Source organism: Pseudofrankia saprophytica, from assembly GCF_000235425.2.
GTDB classification, from domain to species: domain Bacteria; phylum Actinomycetota; class Actinomycetes; order Frankiales; family Frankiaceae; genus Pseudofrankia; species Pseudofrankia saprophytica.
In genome coordinates this window covers 6,901,267-6,919,704 of the sequence record NZ_KI912266.1, presented here as the reverse complement: position 1 = coordinate 6,919,704, position 18,438 = coordinate 6,901,267, and the positions used below count along the sequence as shown (strand labels likewise).

18 protein-coding genes are annotated in these 18,438 nt (G+C 71.0%); 7 read left to right on the top strand and 11 right to left on the bottom strand.

Annotation, left to right across the window (positions count from 1 at the left end; genetic code table 11):
* Nucleotides 1–590: 590 nt before the first annotated feature.
* Nucleotides 591–1,817 (top strand): helix-turn-helix domain-containing protein, encoded by a 1,227-nt coding sequence (locus FRCN3DRAFT_RS52010; protein ID WP_007515155.1) that lies wholly within the window; start codon nucleotides 591–593, stop codon nucleotides 1,815–1,817.
* Nucleotides 1,818–1,905: 88 nt separating this feature from the next.
* Here the strand turns inward: FRCN3DRAFT_RS52010 and FRCN3DRAFT_RS0229175 are convergent, their stop codons facing one another.
* The 3 genes from FRCN3DRAFT_RS0229175 to FRCN3DRAFT_RS0229165 form a co-directional block, all read right to left on the bottom strand.
* Complete coding sequence (locus tag FRCN3DRAFT_RS0229175) at nucleotides 1,906–2,268, bottom strand: hypothetical protein (protein WP_131803554.1); 363 nt, start codon at nucleotides 2,266–2,268, stop codon at nucleotides 1,906–1,908.
* Between the two features lie 709 nt (nucleotides 2,269–2,977).
* Nucleotides 2,978–3,556, bottom strand: coding sequence for a GNAT family N-acetyltransferase (locus FRCN3DRAFT_RS0229170; protein ID WP_007515157.1), 579 nt, complete (start codon nucleotides 3,554–3,556; stop codon nucleotides 2,978–2,980).
* A 102-nt stretch (nucleotides 3,557–3,658) separates the two neighbouring features.
* Nucleotides 3,659–5,152, bottom strand: a complete 1,494-nt coding sequence (locus FRCN3DRAFT_RS0229165) for an NAD(P)/FAD-dependent oxidoreductase (protein WP_007515158.1) — start codon at nucleotides 5,150–5,152, stop codon at nucleotides 3,659–3,661.
* Between the two features lie 127 nt (nucleotides 5,153–5,279).
* On the opposite strand from FRCN3DRAFT_RS0229165, the gene FRCN3DRAFT_RS0229160 reads away from it, so the two are divergent.
* Nucleotides 5,280–5,978 carry a TetR/AcrR family transcriptional regulator gene (locus FRCN3DRAFT_RS0229160; protein WP_063630307.1) on the top strand — a complete coding sequence of 233 codons (699 nt, stop codon included), beginning with the start codon at nucleotides 5,280–5,282 and terminating at the stop codon, nucleotides 5,976–5,978.
* Nucleotides 5,979–6,096: 118 nt separating this feature from the next.
* Complete coding sequence (locus tag FRCN3DRAFT_RS0229155) at nucleotides 6,097–6,522, top strand: PPOX class F420-dependent oxidoreductase (protein ID WP_007515161.1); 426 nt, start codon at nucleotides 6,097–6,099, stop codon at nucleotides 6,520–6,522.
* 177 nt (nucleotides 6,523–6,699) lie between these two features.
* Here the strand turns inward: FRCN3DRAFT_RS0229155 and FRCN3DRAFT_RS0229150 are convergent, their stop codons facing one another.
* Together FRCN3DRAFT_RS0229150 and FRCN3DRAFT_RS0229145 are read right to left on the bottom strand one after the other, a co-directional pair.
* Nucleotides 6,700–7,800, bottom strand: coding sequence for a M56 family metallopeptidase (locus FRCN3DRAFT_RS0229150; protein ID WP_007515162.1), 1,101 nt, complete (start codon nucleotides 7,798–7,800; stop codon nucleotides 6,700–6,702).
* Nucleotides 7,801–8,472, bottom strand: a complete 672-nt coding sequence (locus FRCN3DRAFT_RS0229145; RefSeq protein WP_232794186.1) for a BlaI/MecI/CopY family transcriptional regulator — start codon at nucleotides 8,470–8,472, stop codon at nucleotides 7,801–7,803.
* Between the two features lie 152 nt (nucleotides 8,473–8,624).
* On the opposite strand from FRCN3DRAFT_RS0229145, the gene FRCN3DRAFT_RS0229140 reads away from it, so the two are divergent.
* The 4 genes from FRCN3DRAFT_RS0229140 to FRCN3DRAFT_RS0229125 all read left to right on the top strand — a co-directional run bounded on the left by FRCN3DRAFT_RS0229140 (nucleotide 8,625) and on the right by FRCN3DRAFT_RS0229125 (nucleotide 12,531).
* The gene (locus tag FRCN3DRAFT_RS0229140; RefSeq protein ID WP_007515164.1) at nucleotides 8,625–9,293 is read left to right on the top strand and encodes a TetR/AcrR family transcriptional regulator; all 669 of its coding nucleotides are present in this window, start codon (nucleotides 8,625–8,627) and stop codon (nucleotides 9,291–9,293) included.
* Nucleotides 9,294–9,427: 134 nt separating this feature from the next.
* A complete protein-coding gene (locus FRCN3DRAFT_RS0229135) occupies nucleotides 9,428–10,627 on the top strand; it encodes an acyl-CoA dehydrogenase family protein (RefSeq protein WP_007515165.1) in 1,200 nt (399 codons plus the stop codon).
* On the top strand, nucleotides 10,620–11,468 hold the full coding sequence (locus FRCN3DRAFT_RS0229130; RefSeq protein ID WP_007515166.1) for an SDR family oxidoreductase: 849 nt from the start codon (nucleotides 10,620–10,622) through the stop codon (nucleotides 11,466–11,468). Before FRCN3DRAFT_RS0229135 ends, FRCN3DRAFT_RS0229130 begins: the two co-directional genes overlap by 8 nt.
* Nucleotides 11,469–11,640: 172 nt before the next feature.
* Nucleotides 11,641–12,531 (top strand): hypothetical protein, encoded by an 891-nt coding sequence (locus FRCN3DRAFT_RS0229125; RefSeq protein WP_232794185.1) that lies wholly within the window; start codon nucleotides 11,641–11,643, stop codon nucleotides 12,529–12,531.
* On the opposite strand, the gene FRCN3DRAFT_RS0229120 is transcribed toward FRCN3DRAFT_RS0229125, so the two are convergent.
* The 6 genes from FRCN3DRAFT_RS0229120 to FRCN3DRAFT_RS0229095 all read right to left on the bottom strand — a co-directional run bounded on the left by FRCN3DRAFT_RS0229120 (nucleotide 12,513) and on the right by FRCN3DRAFT_RS0229095 (nucleotide 18,390).
* Nucleotides 12,513–13,739: a styrene monooxygenase/indole monooxygenase family protein gene (locus tag FRCN3DRAFT_RS0229120; protein ID WP_007515168.1), complete on the bottom strand. Its 1,227-nt coding sequence runs from the start codon at nucleotides 13,737–13,739 to the stop codon at nucleotides 12,513–12,515. The two genes, FRCN3DRAFT_RS0229125 and FRCN3DRAFT_RS0229120, sit on opposite strands and share 19 nt — an antisense overlap.
* On the bottom strand, nucleotides 13,732–14,373 hold the full coding sequence (locus tag FRCN3DRAFT_RS0229115; RefSeq protein ID WP_083401637.1) for an ATP/GTP-binding protein: 642 nt from the start codon (nucleotides 14,371–14,373) through the stop codon (nucleotides 13,732–13,734). Before FRCN3DRAFT_RS0229115 ends, FRCN3DRAFT_RS0229120 begins: the two co-directional genes overlap by 8 nt.
* Before the next feature lie 132 nt (nucleotides 14,374–14,505).
* Nucleotides 14,506–14,892, bottom strand: coding sequence for a DUF742 domain-containing protein (locus FRCN3DRAFT_RS0229110; RefSeq protein WP_035925355.1), 387 nt, complete (start codon nucleotides 14,890–14,892; stop codon nucleotides 14,506–14,508).
* 93 nt (nucleotides 14,893–14,985) lie between these two features.
* Nucleotides 14,986–15,432, bottom strand: a complete 447-nt coding sequence (locus tag FRCN3DRAFT_RS0229105) for a roadblock/LC7 domain-containing protein (protein WP_007515172.1) — start codon at nucleotides 15,430–15,432, stop codon at nucleotides 14,986–14,988.
* An 8-nt stretch (nucleotides 15,433–15,440) separates the two neighbouring features.
* Nucleotides 15,441–16,823, bottom strand: coding sequence for a sensor histidine kinase (locus FRCN3DRAFT_RS0229100; protein WP_027141043.1), 1,383 nt, complete (start codon nucleotides 16,821–16,823; stop codon nucleotides 15,441–15,443).
* Between the two features lie 556 nt (nucleotides 16,824–17,379).
* The gene (locus tag FRCN3DRAFT_RS0229095; RefSeq protein ID WP_007519756.1) at nucleotides 17,380–18,390 is read right to left on the bottom strand and encodes an LLM class flavin-dependent oxidoreductase; all 1,011 of its coding nucleotides are present in this window, start codon (nucleotides 18,388–18,390) and stop codon (nucleotides 17,380–17,382) included.
* Between the last annotated feature and the right edge of the window lie 48 nt (nucleotides 18,391–18,438).

The window sequence follows — 18,438 nt, the reverse complement described above, 5'->3', positions numbered from 1 at the left end:
GCGAGTGTCGGGCTGCGCGGTTACCGGTTACACGGTGGCATCTGCGCTGGTCAGGGATGGTACGGGAGGTAACCAGGGGGGTAACCCTGCGGTTACGCTGTGGGCCGGCGGTTACACCCCTTGCCCGTCCCGGCGCGCGGCGCGCGCGGCGTGGCCATGGGCGCGATGAATGGCTTCAGGGTTGAAGTGGGCGGGTTAAACCAGCGGCCTTCGCGGTGTCTCGATGATTGTGTTCATGGGGGTGGTAGAGCCGCACCCATGTGAGTCTTGGGCCTTTTCCGTTGTCGACGATGGCGACGGTCCACGAGCCAAGCTGACGCCGAGGGCGACGTCTGCGCCGATACCTACTGCCCATTTCACACATCCACCTTTGACGTGCCCAAGGACCTGAGCGTGGCTGTCATCCGTTCGGGCACCCCGGGCCGGTCGGGTGGTGGTTTGGCCGGCCCGGGGGCTTGTCACTGAGCGTCAGGTATCCGCGCGAGTGCGGCGAGGGCGTCTGTGGCGCATCCTCGGTGCAGGGCATGCGTTCGGCGCATACTGAGGCGAGCACCGTTCCATGAGCCCGGCAGCCGACGCGGAGGACCAGCGTGCCGACTCCCCAGAAGCGACCCGCGCTTGCCGCGCGGCGGAAGGCCATGGGCTACAGCCAGGAAGGGCTAGCCGAATCCGTCGGCGTCGATCGATCGACAGTCGCACGCTGGGAACAAGGAAGAACGGAACCCTACCCCGAGCACCGAAGCGGACTAGCCAAGGCGCTGGGCGTCGACTACCACGAACTTGACCGGCTTATTTCGGCGGCGCCACCTACGCGGCACACATCGGACGTCTTTTCTATCGCCGTGGCCTCGGCGCAGGAAGACTCGGATGAAGCGGGAGAACTTGCTCGACGGGTCGCGGCGAGCGACGTAGGAGACGCGACGCTCACCTATCTTGAGTCCGGATTCGACGATCTGGCGTGCCGGTATCAGTTCGAGCACCCCAGCCGGATCCTGCTGGAGATCAACCAGTCGTTAAGCAACGTCGGGAAACTGCTGGATGCTCGGAAAACGCTTCATGAGCACCGTCGGCTTCTGCTGGTCGGGGGCTGGCTGTCGCTGTTGGGCGCGACGGTTCTTATCGACCTGAAACGCGACCGTGCCGCGTCCACCTATCTGGCCACCGCGATGAGCCTTGCGGAGCAGGCAGAGAACCCCGAGATCATCGCATGGTGCTATGAAACGCGAGCGTGGCAGGCGCTGACCTCCGGCGACTTCCGCATGGCCGTCGACCTGTCACGCGCAGCGCAAAGTTTCGCTCCACACGGAAGTTCGATCATGATACAAGCGGCAGCACAGGAAGGCCGAGGATGGGCACGCCTGGGATCACGCGGCGATACGTACAGGGCGATCGGCCGCGTTCAGAAGATGGCATCATCGCTCAGTGATCCTACCCGCCCGGAACATCACTATCGGTACGATCCTGCGAAAGCCGTTTCCTACACGGCCACGACACTGACATGGATACGTGACTCGGCCGCCGAGGACTTCGCCCGCGAAGTGATCACCAAGATTGGCGCCCCGATGTCCGCTCCCGCTCGTTGGCCACGGCGGGCCGCGATGGCAAGCATCGACCTTGCACTGACGCTTACCTACATGGGAAAAAGTGATGAGGCGCTCCACGCGGCAATGGGAGCAGTCGAATCAGGAAAGATCGTGCCTTCGCATTTCTGGCGAATATTGGAAGTAGCGGACGCCATGCAGGAGGAGCGTTTTTCCAGGGCCAGCGATCTAAAAGCTGTTTACGAAGCGATGCGGCGCCCAAGGGGGGAGGACTAGCGTCAGCGAAAGCGCCGCACCCAGGGCGCCCGACCCGGTGGCAGTCACGTGCCGATTCGATCGCTCCATCACGCCCGGATGGCATCCATCACGGATAGCTCACAAAGAGAAAGTCGGGCATTTCATTGTCGTCCACCTCAACCTCGAAGCCCGCAAACTCCAAAATACTTTTTATGGCGACGAGCATAGTATCTCGCGCGCTCTGCATCTCGCGCGCTTCTGGCCATGCCGTGGGATATTTCTCTCGCAGATTTGGGTGAACCAGCCACGTTACGGCGATACTCGGGTCCGGGATCTCCTCCAGCGGCCGGAGATCGGACGGCTCGATATAGAACCCAGAGCAGAGAGCCATCTGGAGCGGCGGCGCCATGAGAAGACCTGCCTCGATGAGCGTACGCTCCACTTCGAGTTTCAGAATTATTCCGTTCCTTTTCCCCGGCCGTATGGCCACTAGGTTTAACCTTTCCCTCGCTATAGGCGATTCTCGATGACAATGCTTTTCGGTAATTAGTCTTGCTGGGTGAGTTGGAGGGTTGTTCGGTTGGTGGCTGCGGGCGGAGGGCTGTACGGCGTTGGCCTATTTCTCGACCCCTTCAGGGCCGGGTTCGCGTCAGAATTTCGCTCAGACCGCCTCGGAGTGTCATTCTATGCTTCGCGGTATCGGCATGCGATCGCTCCGGCCGTCGAAGACCTCCGCTGTGGCGCAAGTGCTCCGGCTATTAAAGCGAACCGAATGCAACAGCGGCCGCTACGCTGGTCCAGTCCGCGACGCGAACGCGCCGACGTGGAGCGACATGCGGCGGGGTCGCGACAGCGCTACACCCGCCGCTACACCCCGCACCCCCACCGACCACCACACACCGCATTCTGTAGCAGGTAGCGGGGGACATGGGCCGCAGCCCTCAAACTGCCTCTCTGGACCCACCTGGATGCCTCCACCACGCCCCGCCTACAGCGACTGTCACGCCCCGCCGACAGCAGCACGCACTAAGATCGCCAACGGATCGACCCGAGCGGCGCTTGCTCTAGCAAGCGTCAAGCAAGCGCAGGTCTGGACAGTCGTATGACTGTATGTCCTGAGACACGCATATCCATGGCTCCGAAAATCCCACCAGATCATGAAGTGCGACACCGCGGGCCCTGGCGGCGCCGGCGGTGATTCAGGCGGACTCGTCGGTCCAGGGGGCGCTCGCGCGGGCGAGGAAGGTCGGCGACGCCGCCGCCTCGGCGTTCAGCGCGAGCGCCATCAGCAGGTAGGACTTCCCGGCCGGGTCGGCGTGGTCACGGTCGGGACCACCGATCTGCTGGAACCCGTGCCGGCGGTACGCCCGCTGCGCCGCGTGGTTCGCGACCTCCACCCACAGCCGGATCCCGATCGCGCCGACCGAGCGCGCCCAGGCCAGCGCGCCCTCGATCAGGAGGTCGGCCGCGCCGGTGCCGCGCACGGCCGGCGCGACCCACATCGCGGCGAACTCGCGGAACTCCGGGGCCATCGACGGCCGGTGGACGTCGACCATCCCGGCCGGCTCGCCGTCGCGCTCCAGCAGGAACGTCGCGTGCCCGTCCCCCGTCGCGGCCCGGACGGCCCGGCGGTGCCAGTCGTCGTGTGGTCGCGCGGCCTCGCCGTCGAACGTCTGCCAGAACGCCGCGGGCGCGTCGGCGAGCGCGGCCAGCCGCACCTCGCGCAGCCGCGTGCCGTCGGACTCGGTGATACGGCGAACCTCGTTTTTCACACCCATATCCAACTCGACCTGGCCCAGCCAGAACCGCGCCGCCCTTGGTGTCCACCAGCCTGGGCCCGGCCTACTGTGGGTCGCCGCTGATCCGGCCAGGGCCCGCCGTCACGACCGTCGAGGAATGATGGGGGCGTCGCGGCCGGTGCCCGTCGGGCGCGCGCGGCCGGCCGGGCGCTTCTCCTCGTGGTATTCCTCCTCGACGTTGACGGTCCAGACGTCGTGGCTGGTGCCGTCGACGATGTTCTCCACCGTCAGCATGGCGGTGAGCATCGAGTGGTCCGCGTTGTTGTACCGGTGCATGCCGTTGCGGCCCACGGGGTGAACGTTCGGGACGTTCTCCGCCAGCCACTTCCGCATGATCGCGACGTTGTTTCGGTAGTACTGGTCGTAGGTCGGATATGCCTTGGGGACCCGGACGACGTAGCCCTTCTCCACGACCCCTCGTCGGACCAGTCCCAGCGTCTCGAGCTCCCGGGTGCCGAGGGCGATCAGTTCGTCGTCCGGCTTCGTCCACATGTCGTCGCCCTCGAAGACGAAGAACTCGAGGCCGAGGCACGTCCTCCCCTCCTTCACCAGGTAGGGGGACCACGATCCGTAGTTCTGGATCCTGCCGACGCGGACCCCGGGATCGTGGATGTAGATCCAGTTGTCAGGGAAGCTGAACTCCGCCGGGACCACGAGCGCGACCGTCAGATAGTCGCGGTAGCGCAGGTCACGCGCCGCCTCGACCACGCGGGCAGGCGCTGGCGGGTCCATGCCCAGCACCAGCGTCGACAGCGGCGTGGACGAGATGACGTGGTCGGCGGGTACCCGCCTCCGGTCGCCGGCACTCGTGGTCACGGTGACGGCGACGGCGCCGCCGTCCGCGCGGTGCACGGCCGTCACCGAGGTGTTCATCGTGACCGTGCCACCCATCTTCTCGACCTTGCGGGCGGCCTCCTCCCACATCATGCCGGGACCGTACTTGGGGTAGTGGAACTCCTCGATGAGGCTGGTGATCTCCTTCTGGTTCCGCCTGGGCAGGACGGCGTTGACGATGGCCGAGGACAGCGAGAGGTTCTTCACCCGCTGCGCGGCCCAGTCGGCCGGCATCTCGCTGACCGGGATACCCCACAGTTTCTCGGTGTAGGTCTTGAAGAACCTGCGGTAGAGGCGCCAGCCGAACCGCGCCACCAGCCAGGCCTCATAGTTGTCTGCCTGGTTCTTCGGCGGGCGGACGCGTGCCCGGGCGTAGGACCCGATGGCGAGCGCCGCCTGGCCCGGCCCGAGGTTGCGCAGGGCGTTGAGTGCCCGCAGCGGGTAGTCATAGAGCTTGCCCTGGTAGTAAATCCGGCTCATCCGGGGCCGGACCAGGAAGTCGTCGGCGGCCAGGATTTCCCGCCACAGGGCCTCCACGGCGGCGACCTTGGTGAAGAACCGGTGGCCGCCGATGTCGAACCGCCAGCCGTCACGTTCGACGGTGCGGCTGATGCCGCCCACCACGTCGTCGGACTCGAAGACCGTGACGGCGGCGTCACGTGCCACCAGCTGGTACGCGGCGGTCAGGCCGGCCGGCCCGGCTCCGATGACCACCGTGTGCGGAACCCTGGGTGTGGACACAGCCTCTCCTCGACCTCTCCTTGATTGGCAGCCGGGTACGTAACCCGGCGAGACAAGTACGACCATCAAATTGGACATCGTTGTCCAGAGATTCAGTCGCCTGGGTCCAGGAGAGTAGCCTGTGCCCGTGGCTGGCGACGCAGGCGGTGTCGGCGCGGGGGCGTCAGGCCGCGGCACGCAGGCCAAACGAGAGGCGATCATGAAGGCGGCGTTCGAGGTCTTCGCCCGCCAGGGCTACGCCGCGACCAGCCTCGACGACATCGCGACGGCGACTCCCGCCTCACGCCAGACCGTGTACAACCACTTCGGCGACAAGGAAAAGCTCTTCCTCGCGGTCGTGGATGAGCGGATCACGGCGAACCTGCAGGCCCTGCGCGAAGCGACACTCGCGTTTCCCAACCGGGTGGACGGCACCGACGAAGCCGAGAAGTACCTCGTCGACCTCGCCCGGCGCATCAACGACGTCTATGCCAGCCCAGGCACTGCGTCGCTGCGCCTGCTCGTTCAGACGGAGGCGCCACGCCATGCCGCCCTCCAGGCGCTGTGGCGGTCCCGGGCGGCGACGCCCGTCTGGCCCACCCTCATCGGCAGCCTGGCCCGTCTCGCCCACGCCGGAGCCCTCGACATCGACGACCCGGCCCGCGCGGCCGGCCAGTTCGTCACCCTGGTCACCGGGGTCTCGTGGGCGATGACGGAGCTCGGCACGTTCGCGATCTCCCCACCACCGGCTCAGGACTCCGACGAACTGGACCTGGCCATCCGTTCGAATGTCAGCCTCTTCGTCCGCGCCTACGCCCCGGGTGTCACCGCCCGCCGCGACCGCTGACGCGACCGTCGGTAGCCAGCCAGCCAGCCAGCCAGCCAGGCTCGGCCTGGCGGGGCCGTTGGGCCGGGGCCGGTGGAGGTTCTCCCTGGCCTCCCGCGGCGTGTGCGAGGGTGGGGGCATGGTGGCGATGGGTGCGGGGGAGTGGCGGGAGTTCGCGGCGGCGGGGACACGGACGGGGAAGCTTGCCACCGTGCGGGCGGACGGGCGGCCGCACATCGCGCCGATCTGGTTCGTGCTCGACGGCGACGACATCCTGTTCAACACAGGCGCCGACACCGTCAAGGGGCGCAACCTGCGCAGGGACGGCCGGGCGAGCCTGTGCGTCGACGACGACACGCCGCCGTACGCGTTCGTGATCGTGAGCGGCACCGTGACCCTGTCGGAGGATCTGGCCGAGGTCCGTCGCTGGGCGACCGCGATCGGCGGCCGCTACATGGGCGCCGACCGCGCAGAGGAGTTCGGCCGCCGCAACGGCGTACCCGGCGAGCTACTCGTCCGCCTCACGCCCACCAGCATCACCGCGCAGCGCGCCGTCGCCGACTAGCGCCGTCGCCGACCAGCGCCGTTCAGCCAAGCCTCGCCTCAGCCAAGCCCCGCCCGTTGGCGTGATCGCCGGTCCTGCCCTCTGCTGGTCGCGGAACGGTGGCAGTCGCAACCACCCGAGGGCCGAAATCGTGATCATGGCGCGGACACGGCCGGCCACGCCTTCGCCGAGGCTCTCCTAGAACTGGGCCTCGAGCTCGAGGGCCATGGCCAGGGGGAGGTGGAGGTCGTAGCAGATGTTGCCGGCGAAGAAGCAGGAGCCGAGCGACAGGAAGGCCGGGATCGTCAGCAGCATCAGGTGGCTGGAGGCGGGCAGCGGGCGCAGCAGGGCGCGGACCCGGCGCGGGACCGGACCCGGCCGGGGGGCCCGACCGGTGCGACTGGCACGCGGGGGGCGGCGGACCGGATCGCCCCGCCGCGCGCGGCGGGACACGGTGGCCGCGGAGGGCTCCGGCTCCGCCAGCCAGTCGGGAGTGGCGATGCGCAGCGCGGAGGGAGCGGCGCCCAGCGACGTGTGACCGGCCGGGCAGCGGGAGCCGGTCGAGGCGGAGCCAGGGGACGAGGGCGGGCCGGTCGCGGCGGTGACCAGCGCGACCGTGCCGATCGCGCGGGCGACCCGCACCCGGTCGCCGACCTCGACCGCGGCGCGCTCGTCGGCCCAGCGCTCGACGCCGTACTCGACCAGCCGGGCGACAGGGCGCAGCAGCGGCTGGCCGGCGGCGGCGAGCCTCGTGGCGTCGACGTAGCGATGGTGGCGGCCGCGCAGGTGGGCGCGCTCGTGCGCGAGCACCACCCCGAGCTCGTCCGGGCTCAGCGCCGCGCGCATGGACTCGGTGACCACGATCCGGCCGGGTGAGCCGGGCAGCGTGAACGCGTCCGGGTGCTTGCCGGGGACCACCACGACGACGTCCTCGCCGGGTAGCGCGGCCGCCTCGACCCCGGCGGCCCGCAGGGCGGTCCGCTGCCGGCGCCACGCCCGCCCCGCCGAGACGCCGGCCAGGACGGCGACGAGCGCGCACGGCCCGGACAGCCACATGTCCTGGCCTGCGTCGGCCCAGGCCTCGGCGGTCCATCCCCGTTTACCGGTGTTGACCAGGGCCGTCGTCGTGTGGATGCCGCCCGCGAGCAGCACCAGGGCCGTCCCGAGCGCGAGCAGGCAGGCGGAGACCGTGAAGGCGACGACGGCGATGCCCGCGGCCACCCGGTCCGCCAGCAGGCGCATCACGAACGTGCCGAGCAACGGAGCGACCAGCGCGCAGAGGACCAGCTCGCCGACCATCTAGCGTCCGGCCGGTGCGCGGCCGTTGCCGGAGCCGTGCCTCCCGTCCCACGGGCCTGTCGTCTCGCCAGCGCCCCGCCCGTCCTGGGGGACGCGCCCGGCGGCGCCGTCCGGCTCGTCCTCGCCCGGCGCGTGGCCGGTGGCCGGCTCGACCGGGTCGGCGGGGCTTTCGGCGAGCAGCTGGCGGATCACCGCCTCGTCGCCGGGGGAGAGCGCGGCGAGGAAGTGGGTGAGCGCCGGGCGGTGGTCGGCCTGCTCGTCGAGCAGGCGGTTCATGCGCCAGGCGACCAGGCTCGCCGCGTCGGACTCCGCCAGGTAGAGGAAGGCGCGGCCGGCCCGGCGGCGGGTGACGACCCCCTTGCCGTGCAGACGGGTCAGTGTCGTGACCACGGCGCTGTAGGACAGCGTGGCGCCGCTGGCAAGACGCTCGCGCACCTGGCCGGGGGAGAGCTCGCGGCGCGCGGTGTGCAGCACGTTGAGGATCTCCGCCTCCAACGAGCCCGGCGAGCGCCGCCGTATCCGGGCGGTGAGGACCGTGTCCCCCGCTGTCTGGTCTGTCAGGACGTCACCGCCGAAGAGGTCGGCGTCGGTCACGGCCTCGTCGAGGAGGCCACCAGCGCCCAGGCGGTCGTCACCGGTATCGTCCGCGAATCCGTCGGCATCGGGAACCACGCCCACGACCATACGTATCCGGATGCGGTGACGGGAGGGCAGGTGCGCCCCTGACGCGCCGAGCCACCTGAATCCCCGGCGTGTCGCCGCGCTCGGGCGGCTGTGAGGAAGCGAACCGACCAAGCGCTTGGTTGACGGGCGATAATGCGGAGGTGGACACCTCACCGACGCGTGGTCGAACCCGGGGACGTTCCGGCGGCCGCGCCGCCGGGAGTGGGCGAGCGGCGGCGGGGGGCGAGTCGGAGCGGCGCGCGGCGATCGTCGAGATCGCCGCCGGCCTGTTCGCGGAGCGGGGCTACCGGGCGACGACGGTCCGGGAGATCGCGGACGCCGCCGGCATGCTCTCCGGCAGCCTCTACCACCACTTCGACTCCAAGGAGTCGATCGTCGACGAGCTCCTGTCGAGCTTCCTCGACGACCTGCACGCCCGGCACGCCGCGATAGCCGCCGACCAGGCGGGCCCGAGTGACACGATCGCCGCGCTGGTGCGGGCCGCGTTCGTCACGATCGCGCGGCACCGCGCCGCCGTCACCGTGTTCCAGAACGAGCGTGGCTACCTGGCGACGCTGCCGCGGTTCGCCTACCTGCGCGCCTCCGAGGCGGAAAGCCAGCGGCTGTGGCTCGCGGCGCTGCGCGACGGCGTCGCCGCCGGTGAGCTGCGCGCCGACCTCGACCCCAGGCTCACGCACCGCTTCCTGCGCGACGCGATCTGGGTGTCGGTGCACTGGTACTCCCCTGATGGGCCCCTCGGCCCGGCGGAGCTGGCCGAGCAGTTCCTCACCACTGTCTTCGACGGCATCCGCGTCCGCCCGGCCGGCTAGCGCGACACCAGCGGCCGGTGCCTGGTGCCTGGTGCCTTGCGTTTTGTGCCCTGTGCCTCGGGCCGGTGACCGCGTTGTCGCGGGGCCCACGGCAAACCAAGCGCTAGCTTGGTCTGGGCGCTAACCTGTCGGACGTGGTGTCGAGCGAGACGTCAGGGCCGACCGGCGCGGCGGGCGCGGAGGCGCCCGGCTTCCGCGAGGAGGTGCGCGCGTGGCTGGCCGACGCGCTGACCGGCGAGTTCGCGAAGGCCCGCGGCCTCGGCGGACCCGGCCGCGAGCACGAGGCGTTCGAGCTGCGCCTCGACTGGGAGCGCCAGCTAGCCGCGGCTGGCTGGATCTGTCTGTCGTGGCCGAAGGAGTACGGCGGCCGGGGGCTGTCGGTCGCCGAGCAGGTCGTCTTCCACGAGGAGTACGCGCGGGCGGACGCGCCGGCGCGGGTCGGGCTGATCGGCGACGGCATGGTCGGCCCGACGCTCATCGCCTTCGGCACCGAGGACCAGCGCCGCCGGCTGCTGCCGCCGATCCGCGCGGGCGAGGCCCTGTGGTGCCAGTTGTACTCCGAGCCGGGCGCGGGCTCCGACCTTGCCGCGCTGTCCACCCGCGCCCGCCGGGACGGCGACGACTACGTCATCCACGGGCAGAAGGTCTGGTCCTCGCTCGCCCATCAGGCCGACTGGGGGTTCGCGCTGGTGCGCACCGAGCCAGGCTCCGCGCGGCACAAGGGCCTGTCCTACCTGCTGGTCCCGATGCGCCAGCCCGGCATCGACATTCGTCCGATCGTGTCGATGACCGGCACGTCGGAGTTCAACGAGGTCTTCTTCGACGGCGCGCGCACGTCGGCGGCCAACCTGGTCGGAGCCGAGGGCGACGGCTGGCGGATCGGGATGGCCACGCTCGGCTTCGAGCGCGGCACCTTCACGCTCGGCCAGCAGGTCGGCTTCAAGCGCGAGCTGGAGCGGATCATCGCCCTGGCCAAGCGCAACGGCGGCTGGGAGGTACCGCACCTGCGCGACCGCCTGGTGCGCGCGTGGATCGGCGTCGAGATCATGCGTTTCACCGCGCTGCGCACGCTCGCGGACGCCACCGCCGACATCCCGCCCGGCCCGGCGTCGTCGATCGGGAAGCTCTACTGGTCGACGTGGCACCAGCAGCTGGGTGAGCTCGCGATGGACGTGCTCGGCGCCGAGGCGATGCTCACCTGCGGCGAGCCCTACGAGCTGCGTCCTGAGCAGTCGCTGTTCCTGTTCAGCCGGGCCGACACCATCTACGCCGGGTCGAGCGAGATCCAGCGCAACATCATCGCCGAGAGAACGCTGGGGCTGCCGCGTGCCTGACCCGAAGATCGCCGAGACCACGTCCCCGGCCACGGCTGCCGGCGCGCCCTTGGCCGCGGGCCCGCGCCCCGCGCCGGAGCCGCCGCCGGGGCGGGACCTGCTGCGCGGCAAGGTCGTCCTGGTGACCGCCGCCGCCGGCACCGGCATCGGGTTCGCCACCGCGTGGCGCGCGGCGCTGGAGGGCGCGACCGTCGTCGTCTCCGACCACCACGTCCGCCGCCTGGGCGAGGCCGCCGCGAAGCTCGGCGAGCTGACCGGCGCGCCGCCGCTGGCGGTGCCGTGCGACGTGCGCAGCGAGGAGCAGATCGGCGCGCTGTTCGACGCCGTCCACGACACCCACGGCCGGCTGGACGTGCTCGTCAACAACGCGGGCCTCGGTGGCGACGTGCCGCTGACCGAGATGACCGACGACCAGTGGTCGACGGTGCTCGACGTGACGCTGACCGGCACCATGCGGGCGACGAGGGCCGCCCTGCGCAGGATGCTGCCGGCCGGTGCCGGCGTGATCGTGAACAACGCCTCCGTCGTCGGCTGGCGCGCCCAGTCCGGCCAGGCGCACTACGCCGCCGCCAAGGCGGGCGTCATGGCGCTGACCCGGTGCGCCGCCATGGAGGCGGCCCCCCACGGGGTGCGGGTGAACGCGGTCGCGCCGAGCCTCGCCATGCACCCGTTCCTCGCCAAGGTCAGCGACGAGGACCTCCTCGCCGAGCTCTCCCGCCGGGAGGCGTTCGGCCGGGCCGCCGAGCCCTGGGAGGTCGCCACCGTCATCGCCTTCCTCGCCAGCGACTACTCGACCTACATGACCGGCGAGATCGTCTCGGTGAGCAGCCAGCACCCATAGCCGCGCCGCCGCGTCCGCGGCGCCACCAGGCCACGGCCCTGACGCCACGCCCGGGGAGCGGGCGGACGGGAGGGCCGGCGTGCCGCCGTTAGCCTACGTGCCGATGGTTACTGTGCGTAGTCGACATGGCCGGGCTGGCTGGGCTGGCTGGGCTGGCCGGGCTGTTCGTGCCGTGGCCGCGTCCCTGGTCGCCGTCGGATGCGTCGGAGCGGCCGGGGTCGCCGGCACGCCCGCCGCGTCGGCCCTCGTGGGGGTGCCGGTTCCGGCGGCCTCCGACGCGGGGCGGCTGCCGCCGTTCGGGCCGATCGGGCTCGAACGGGTGACCATCCCGCTCGGGACACTCGACGTTCCCGGGTTCCTCGCCACCGGGCCGCTGGTCGCCGCGCTCGACCAGGTGCCGGCCGGCCCCGGCGAGCTCTACACGGTGGGGCGGCTGCAGGCCCACGGGATCCGGACCCTCGACGGCAGGGTGAGCATCAGGACCGCGATCGCCGAGATCGCCCACGTCGGACCGATCGACGAGCTGGCGCCGTACCTGCCGGGCCCCGGGCACCTGGTGTTCGGCGACGGCTCCTGGGAGGTGGTGGTGCCGGGCACACCCGGTTACCTGTTCTCCCGGCCGCAGTACCGGGTCGCGGTCTTCCCGTCGTGGGGCGCCGTCGAGGTGGCCGCGCACGTGCCGGCCGCGATGGCCCCGCGGACCGCCGTGCGCGGCCTGTTCACCGGGCTGGACCCTGCCTACCTCGCGCTCATCCTGCGCGCGATGTGGCCGGCCGGCCCGCCTCGACCGGTCACCTACGCGGCGAACGACCCATGGCTTGGCCTGCTCGACCCGGGCGCCGCCGAGTGGCCCGGCGCGGACGTCGGCATCAGCCTCATGGACGTCGTCGGGCCGGCCCTGGGGCCGATCTTCGCGCCGATGCTGGCCTCGCTGAACGGCGGCGCGGATGCGCCGGCGCTCGGCCCGGAGCTGCTCGGCAAGCTCGCGCCGTTGGCGGACCAGCTCGGGCCGCTGCTGGGCAGGGTCATGCCCCTGCTCACCGGTCAGACGGTCGCCAGGTAGGCGGCCGTCTTCGCCGGGTCCATGAACCACTCGAAGAACTCGGGTGGGTTGTCGAAGCCGCTGGCGAACCGGCGGGCGACGGCGTCCTTGGCCTGCGCGGTGCCGAGGATCTGCAGCACGTGCTCCGGGGGCGGGCCGAGCAGCGCGTTCGTCCAGGTGGTCACGTACTGGGCATAGTCCCAGTACTTCTCGAAGGTCGCCGTCATCCACACGCGGTCGAACGGCTTGTCGCCGTGCTCGAGGATGCTGTCCAGATAGGACACGGCGCATTTCGAGGCGTTGTTCGAGCCCTGGCCGGTGATCGGGTCGTTGGCGACGACGACGTCCGCCATGCCGAGCACGATGCCGCCGCCGGGCAGCTCGCCGACCGGCCTGCGCACCACCGGGGTGTAGCCGCCGGCGAGCGTGGCGCGCGCGTCGGTGAGCTCCACGTCCGCGCAGCGCTCGTACTCCCACGGCAGGAAGGTCCGCACCAGGTCGAGCAGGCGCGCGAGGTGCTCGTCCGGGCCCGGCTGGTCGGACCAGCAGTCCAGCGGGCCGCCGGGAATGCCCTCGAAGAAGAGGATGTCGCAGTTTCCGCTGGTCGTGTACGCCGGAATGATGAACAGCTCGCCGACGCCGGGGACGATGTTGAACCGGACGCCCGGGTGGTCGGGATGCTCGGGGCGAGGTGCGAGGCCGTGCACATAGGCCAGCGACAGCGCACGCTGCGGGCTGGTGAACGGCGAGCGCTCCGGGTTGCGGTCAAACAGCTGGACCAGCTCGCCCTTTCCCGCCGCGACGACGACGAGGTCATAGAGCGACGTGAGCGAGTTCAGATCGGCGGTGGTGACGCCGTGAATGAGCAGCTTCCCGCCGCGCTGTTCGAAGAGCTCCGCCCAGCCCGCCATCTTCACGCGCTGGTCGATGGACTGGCCGTAGTCGTCGAGGCGGCCGAACCAGTCCAGCGCGCGGCCGCCGTCGGGCGCGGCGACCGAAACGCCGAGGCCCTCGATGCGGACGGCGTCCTTCTCCCACAGGTTCAGGCCGTGGTCGCGCTCATGCTGCAACGACGTGTGGAACATGGCCTGGGTGGACATGACGCGGCCGCCCCGGATCTCCTCCGGCGTGCGTGCCGACATCACGGTGACGTCGTATTCACGTTCCTGAAGCATCAGCGCGAGCTGAAGCCCGGACTGGCCAGCCCCGACGACCAGCACTTTACGCATGTGTTCGTGCCCTCCCAGGCTCCGTTGTCTCGGTCAGCGACATCGTGTAGAGCACAAGCTCGCGCAGTGTCGCGACGGCGGAAGCGGGATCGCGCGCGTCGCAGGTCACCAGCGGGGTTCGCGGGCTCAGCGCAAGAGCCTCCCGCACCTCGGCGAGGTCGTGCCACAGTTTTCCATCAAAAAGATTGACGGCGACGATGAAGGGCACGTCGGAGTCGTTCTCGAAATAGTTGATCGCCGCGAAGGACTGGTCCAGGCGACGGGTGTCGACCAGGACGATCGCGCCCAGTGCGCCGCGCGACAGGTCGTCCCACATGAACCAGAAACGCGCCTGCCCGGGCGTGCCGAACAGGTAGAGCACGAGGTCCGGGTCGAGCGTGATCCGGCCGAAGTCCATCGCGACGGTCGTCGTCGTCTTCCCGCCGCCGGGCGGGAGGTCGTCGACGCCCTCGCTCGCCTCGGTCATCCACGCCTCGGTGTTGATCGGGGCGACCTCGGACACCGAACCGACAAGGGTCGTCTTCCCCACGCCGAAACCGCCGGCGACCACGATCTTCGCCGAGATCGTCAGTGAACCGCTGCTTGCGTCGTCCTTATGCCTCGCGCCCGGGCGGCGCGGATCTCTGATGGTCATGTCGGCAGAGCTCACGTCCGCGTTCCTGTAGTCGTGGCGCCTGGATGTCCGGCGCGGTCTGGTGGCGGCGCACCTGGCGGCGGCCGCGGCCGGCCTCCCGTCCGCGAGAGGGCACCGGCGCGGCGAGGGCCGTCAGACGGGAAGCTCCCGCAGGCCGCTGAGGATGCGTTCGAGCACGTTGCGGTCGTCGCGGAAGGCATGCGCCGTCGGGTGGATGAGCACGGCGCCCTGCGTCGCCAGGTCACTGATCAGAACGCGGACGACACCGAGCGGAATCGCCAGCAGGGCCGACAGCTCGGCGATCGACAGCTGCGAGCGGGCGCGCTCGTACAGCGCCTGCGACTCCGGCATGAGCGCCTCGCTCAGTGCCGGGTCATACCGCGGTACGGACACCAGGGTCTCCACCAGCAGGTGGTAGCGCGACCTGGTTCGCCCGCCGGTCAGCGCGTACGGCCGAACCCGCTTGCTGCGCGCGGTGTGGACCGGCCTCGCCGGCCTCGAATCCTGCGGCACCGCCATCACGATCCCTGTCTCCTCGAAGGCCGAAGGGCGTGCGAAAGGGATCTTCCTTCGCGCGCCCGGAGGCCGTTGTCCCAGATCACTCGAGGCGGCTCAGCCGGCCGGACGGCGCCCGACGAGGACGCGCCGCAGGTCCGCGCGCCGCTCCGGCGTGAGGGCGTGCCCGGCGTGCAGCACGAACTGGGTCATCTCGTAGCCGACGACCTTCATGTCACAGTCCGGTCCGGTCAGCACCGCGAGCCCGGCGCCGGCGTCGATTCCCATGAAGAGGAAGTAGCCATGCGAGAGCCGGACGATGATCTGTTCGCAGTCTCCCTTGCCGAAGAGGACCGCGCTGTTGCGGGCGAGGCTGAGCATCCCGCTGGCGATGGCCGCGAGACGTTCCCCCTCCTCGGTGTTCATCGACTGGGACGAGGTCAGCGCCAGCCCGTCCGACGACATGATCAGGGCGTGGGTGACGCCGTGCACCTTCCGGACGAAGTCGTCGATCAGCCAGGTGAAGTCCGGGTTGGCGTGGCGGTTGTGCTCCTGGGTAACCATCGTCGGCCTCAGTCCCGTCGCAACTCGTCGAGGGCAGCCTGCTCTCCTTCGGAGAACGCGCCGAGATCCGCCAGCAGCTTCTGATGGCCGGCACGCACGTCGGCCTCCGTCGGTGCCGGGGCCGCGCCGGCGCCGGGCGCGCCGACCGGTCCCGCCGCGGCGGTCCGTGGGCCGTCCCCCTCGCCGCTCGGGTCGCGCAGGCTGTGGGACACCCGCCGCGGCAGCCCGCTCGCCGTCGTCCCGGACGCGGTCGCCGCGGGCATCGGGCCGGTGGCCGACGCCGTGAGCCCGCCGGCCGGGCGCTCGACCGTGCCCGCCGGCCGTCCCTCGCGCGCCCCCGCGACCGCGGCGGCGGTCCGCGAGCCCGCCCGGCCGTTCGGCCCCGCCCGGCTGGGCAACGCGGTGACAGCGCTGTTGCCATTGCCGTTGCTGGAGATCGCCTCGACGGAGGGTGCGGCGGCGGAGTGCGCCTCGACCGGCTCCTCGCCGGGGGCGGACGGCGGGGTGACCACGGTCCGCAGTCCCGACCAGCCGATGTCGGACAGCTCGCAGACGAGGGGAGCCGGCAGCAGGACCGTCGCGGTGGTGCCGTGCGGGTGGCGGTGGTCCAGCCAGGTCCTGATCTCGTACCTGGCCGCGAGCCGGCGCACCACGGCCAGCCCCATGTGCCGGACCGCGTCGTCGTCGAGGACCGGCTCGGCCTCCAGCCGCGCGTTGAGCTGGCTCAGCCGGTCCGGCGGGAGCCCGATGCCCTCGTCCTCGATCCGCAGCAGCGCGCTGCCCTGCTCGGTGAGGTGGGCGCCGATCCGCACCGGCGAGTGCGGCGGCGACGACTTCGTCGCGTTGTCGAGCAGCTCCGCGACCAGCCGGCTGACGTCCTCGGCCGCGAACCCGACGACGCCCAGGGCGACGACCCTCCCGACGGTGACCCGCTGGTAGTGGTCGATGGACGACATCGCGCCGCGGATCACGTCGACCAGCGACGACGTGTCCGACGTGCTGTCCCCGGCGTCGCGGCCCGCGAGGACCCGCAGGTTCTCGGCGTTGCGCCGCAGCCGGGCGGCGAGGTGGTCCAGCCGGTAGAGCTCCGCCAGCCGGTCGGCGTCCTCTTCCCGGGACTCCATCTCCTCCAGCTGCGCGAGCAGCGAGTCGACCAGGTTCAGATCACGCAGCGCCAGATCGGCGCAGATGGCGCCCAGCGCCTCCTCGGCCTCCGTCGGCCGGCCGCCGGCCCCGTCGGCCCGGCGGGGCGCCCCCGTGCCGGCCGGCGTGCCGGTCCGGGGAGGGCCGGGTCTTGGCTGCTGCGGGCCGAGCAGCTGCGAGGCCGCCGCGCGGGGGCCGCCCAGCAGCGCACGTGATCGGTTCAGGAGTTCCCGAGCCCGCGTCGTCATCCCACCCCGAGCGCTCTCTCGTCGTGTCCGGCGTTCCCCACGTCCCCTCGCCGACACGGAAAGCGGCGGAGGACGGACGCCAGGGTGGCGTCCCTCCGTGGTGCCCGCGCGCTCGCCCTCGCCGACTTTCCCCCGTTGGCGGCTTTCAGGGTTACTGACCGTTATTGTCCGGTGCGTTCCGTATGAGCCTACCGGTCGTCATCCCTGGCGTATCGCGCGCATCGGACAGACCACGTGGGACAACACGCGGCGTACATGCCGCGCTGGCGCGGCTGCGACGCAAGGGGGAAGGCCGCGTTCACGCATCGACAACCAAAACACGACAAAGCGTCCCCAACGGGACTCGGGTCGCAAAATACCGGGTCGAAAGTCCCGGCAGCCGGCATTCGCGCGTTCACAGTCCCAGCCGGGCACGGCCAGCGCGCCCCGCTACTCGCCAGTCTTTCGTCACCAACTGTGCAGGCCGCGAGCTTGCCGCGCCGACCACACCCGCCGACCGGCCGACGGGTAGGCCGTGGCGTAGCGTGCCCGGCGCCCCACGGCCGGCCGGACGGGCTCAGCCGACCGGCCGCGCCCCGGCGGCGAGCCGGGGGAGTACCGCCTCCGCGTAGAGCCGCAGGCTCTCCCAGCCCTTCTCCGGCGGCATCCCGCCGCACAACGGATGCAGGACGGTGACCGGTGGCATTCCGCCCTCGGCGACGTTGCCCGCCCGTTCGACGCACTCGTCCGGGGTGAGGATGCGGTAGCGGCCCTCGGCGCGCAGCTCCTCGAGTGTCGCCGCGTGCGAGTGCGCCGCCGACGTCTGCCCCGCCGGCTGCCAGGACGAATAGAGCAGCGCCTCGTGCAGGAAGTACTCGCCGAGCTCGGCCCAGGCCTTCTCCGGGTCCTCGGCGACATGCACGAACGCCGTGTCCGCCGGCGGCATGATGACGAACCCGGACGTGCCGTGCTCGGCGCACTGCTCGTAGTAGTAGGCCTCCAGGTCCGGCAGGGTGTTCGGCGGGCAGAGCGGCAGCCCCAGCCGGGCGGCCCGGCGTGCCGACGCCCGAACCGACCCGCCGACCCACATGAGCTGAGCCGGCGCGCTGGCCGGCGGCGGCGTCACGCGCACCGTGCGGCCGCGGTACTCGAACGGCTCGCCGGTCCAGGCGGCCAGGATCGCCGCCAGCGACTCGTCCAGCAGCGCCCCGCGCCGCGACCAGTCGAGCCCGGCGTCGGCGTACTCCTCTGGTCGGTACCCGAGGCCCGCGACGGCGGTGAGCCGTCCCCGGCCGGCGAGGTCCAGCACCGCGAGCTGCTCGGCCAGCCGCAGTGGGTCGGAGAGCGGCACCAGCAGCGCCTGGACGATGACGTGGACCTTCTTCGTCGCTCCGAGGACGAGTCCCGCGTTGGTCAATGGCGCCGGGCTCCAGCCGTTGTCGGCGCCGTGGTGCTCCTCGAGGGAGACCATCGCGAACCCGTTCTCGTCGGCGTACCGGGCCATCTCGACGCCCGCCTGGTAGGACGCCGCGAGCGCGCCCCGGTCGAGGCCAGGCACCGCGAAGTTGAACCGAAGCACGGACAGCATGAGGACAGCCTTTCGTGGGAGGTCGGCCGCGCCTGGAGGCCCATCAGG

What these genes read in the sequence shown, in the direction of transcription:
- FRCN3DRAFT_RS0229155 (WP_007515161.1), top strand. Translation starts at nt 6,097, where the DNA reads ATGGTGGCGATGGGTGCGGGGGAGTGGCGGGAGTTCGCGGCGGCGGGG.
- FRCN3DRAFT_RS0229150 (WP_007515162.1), bottom strand. Translation starts at nt 7,800, where the DNA reads ATGGTCGGCGAGCTGGTCCTCTGCGCGCTGGTCGCTCCGTTGCTCGGC.
- FRCN3DRAFT_RS0229110 (WP_035925355.1), bottom strand. Translation starts at nt 14,892, where the DNA reads ATGGCGGTGCCGCAGGATTCGAGGCCGGCGAGGCCGGTCCACACCGCG.
- FRCN3DRAFT_RS0229170 (WP_007515157.1), bottom strand. Translation starts at nt 3,556, where the DNA reads ATGGGTGTGAAAAACGAGGTTCGCCGTATCACCGAGTCCGACGGCACG.
- FRCN3DRAFT_RS0229095 (WP_007519756.1), bottom strand. Translation starts at nt 18,390, where the DNA reads ATGCTGTCCGTGCTTCGGTTCAACTTCGCGGTGCCTGGCCTCGACCGG.
- FRCN3DRAFT_RS0229105 (WP_007515172.1), bottom strand. Translation starts at nt 15,432, where the DNA reads ATGGTTACCCAGGAGCACAACCGCCACGCCAACCCGGACTTCACCTGG.
- FRCN3DRAFT_RS0229100 (WP_027141043.1), bottom strand. Translation starts at nt 16,823, where the DNA reads ATGACGACGCGGGCTCGGGAACTCCTGAACCGATCACGTGCGCTGCTG.
- FRCN3DRAFT_RS0229115 (WP_083401637.1), bottom strand. Translation starts at nt 14,373, where the DNA reads ATGACCATCAGAGATCCGCGCCGCCCGGGCGCGAGGCATAAGGACGAC.
- FRCN3DRAFT_RS0229120 (WP_007515168.1), bottom strand. Translation starts at nt 13,739, where the DNA reads ATGCGTAAAGTGCTGGTCGTCGGGGCTGGCCAGTCCGGGCTTCAGCTC.